Genomic DNA, 2,304 nt, shown 5'->3' on the forward strand with positions numbered 1-2,304 from the left:
GAATCCGAATTTTGCGGACAAGGGGCAGATTCGTCTGCGGCGTGAGGATGTCCTCCACATTCCAGGACTCGGCTTCGACGGTCTGGTCGGCTACAGTCCCATTGCTATGGCAAAGAACGCCATCGGGATTGCTCTGGCAACGGAGGAATACGGCGCGGCATTCTTCAAGAACGGTGCGCGTCCGGGCGGTGTTCTGGAACATCCGGGTGTTCTCAAAGACCCGTCAAAGCTCCGTGAGAGTTGGCACGCCGTTTACGGCGGCACGATGAACACGGGCAGGATTGCTGTTCTTGAGGAAGGTGTAAAGTATCAGCAGATTGCTATACCGCCCGAGGAGGCGCAGTTCCTTGAGACGAGGAAGTTCCAGATCGACGAGATTGCACGGCTCTACCGTGTGCCGCCGCATATGGTAGGGGATTTGGAGAAGTCCAGCTTCTCGAATATCGAGCAGCAGTCGCTTGAATTTGTCAAATACACACTGAATCCATGGGTCGTTCGTTGGGAGCAGTCGCTTCAAAAGGCATTGCTGACGGACAAGGAGCGGAAGGATTACTTCATCCGCTTCAACGTGGACGGGCTTCTGCGCGGAGATTACAAGAGCCGTATGGAGGGCTATGCCATCGGGCGGCAGAACGGATGGCTCTCGGCGAACGACATCCGCAGTCTTGAGGACATGAATCCCATCGAAGCAGACGAGGGCGGCGATCTGTATCTTATTAATGGGAATATGACAAAACTGAGGGACGCAGGGCTGTTTGCAGGGAATCAGAAGGGAGTAAGTGATGAAACGTAAATTTTGGAACTGGGTGCGGAACGAGGGAGAGAAGCGAATCTTGCTTCTGGACGGTGAAATCTCGGACGAAACGTGGTGGGGCGATGAGATCACTCCCCAGATGTTCCGTTCTGAACTGAATGCCGCCGAGGGAGATATTGACCTCTGGATCAACTCTCCGGGCGGCGACTGCTATGCGGCGGCACAGATCTACAATATGCTCATGGAGTATAAGGGGAACGTCAATGTCAAGATTGACGGGATTGCCGCCTCTGCCGCATCCGTCGTCGCGATGGCAGGATCGACCGTCGAGATTTCTCCCTTGGGAATGCTGATGATCCACAACCCGATGACTGTTTCCATCGGCGATACACACGAGATGGAGCGGACGATTACCTTCCTTGCCGAAATCAAGGAGAGCATCATCAACGCCTACGAACTCAAGACGGGACTTTCCCGTGCGAAGATTTCGCGGCTGATGGATGCCGAGACATGGATGAACGCAAAGAAAGCGGTGGAGCTTGGATTTGCGGATTCCGTTCTCTATGAGAATCGGGAACATCTCACAAGTGCTGCGGCAGACGGGCTGATCTTCTCCCGTGCCGCCGTCACGAACTCTCTGCTCTCGAAATTCGGGCAGGGGACACACAATGTCGATGCAGAGCCGCTCAAACGACGGCTCTTTTCTATTTCACACTAATGGAGGAATAAGAACATGGATAAGATCATGGCAATGCGCGAGAAGCGTGCAGAAATGTGGGAACAGGCAAAGCAGTTTCTGGATTCTCACGAAAAGGACGGGCATCTCACAGCCGAAGATGCCAAGGCGTATGAGCAGATGGAGAACGAGGTGCTTGCGCTCGGGAAGGACATCGAGCGCATGGAGCGTCAGGCGATTCTTGACGCACAGCTTGCAAAGCCCGTGACGGCGGCGATCACCAACACTCCGGGCACATCTCTCAATGCAGAAAAGACAGGGCGTGCAAGCGAGGCATATCGCGCCGCAATGCTCAAAGCTCTCCGTACGAACTTTCGGCAGGTGGAGAACGTCCTGCAGGAGGGCGTGGATGCAAACGGCGGCTATCTCGTTCCCGAGGAATACGATCAGCGTCTCATTGACGTACTCAGCGAAGAGAACGTCCTGCGTCCGCTTGCGACGGTCATCACAACGAGCGGCGAGCACAAGATCAATATCGCCGCCACAAAACCTGCGGCATCGTGGATTGAGGAAGGTGCGCCGCTCACCTTCGGGGACGCGACGTTTGCCCAGATCGTCCTCGACGCACACAAGCTCCACGTCGCGGTCAAGGTGACGGAGGAGCTGCTCTATGATAACGCCTTCAACCTTGAGAACTACCTCATCGAGCAGTTCGGCAAGGCACTCGGCAACGCAGAGGAGGATGCTTTCCTGAATGGCGATGGGACGCACAAGCCGAAGGGGCTTCTCACCTCGGCAAAGACATCCGTCACCACGGCGGCGGCAGACATCAAGGCGGATGAACTCGTGACGCTCGTCTACAGCCTCAAGCGTC

General features: G+C 55.5%; 2 protein-coding genes and 1 pseudogene. All 3 read left to right on the forward strand.

Translation table 11 applies throughout. The features are described from left to right. Positions 1-793, forward strand: a 793-nt coding sequence (locus HMPREF1992_RS00355; protein WP_021683811.1) for a phage portal protein, incomplete at its 5' end; no start/stop codon positions are given. After that, positions 783-1,472 carry a head maturation protease, ClpP-related gene (locus HMPREF1992_RS00360; protein WP_006696267.1) on the forward strand — a complete coding sequence of 230 codons (690 nt, stop codon included), beginning with the start codon at positions 783-785 and terminating at the stop codon, positions 1,470-1,472. The genes HMPREF1992_RS00355 and HMPREF1992_RS00360, both read left to right, overlap by 11 nt. Positions 1,473-1,550: 78 nt before the next feature. After that, positions 1,551-2,304, forward strand: a pseudogene (locus tag HMPREF1992_RS00365) (phage major capsid protein); the annotation flags it as partial.

The organism is Selenomonas sp. oral taxon 892 str. F0426 (genome assembly GCF_000468035.1).
Classification (GTDB): Bacteria; Bacillota; Negativicutes; order Selenomonadales; family Selenomonadaceae; genus Centipeda.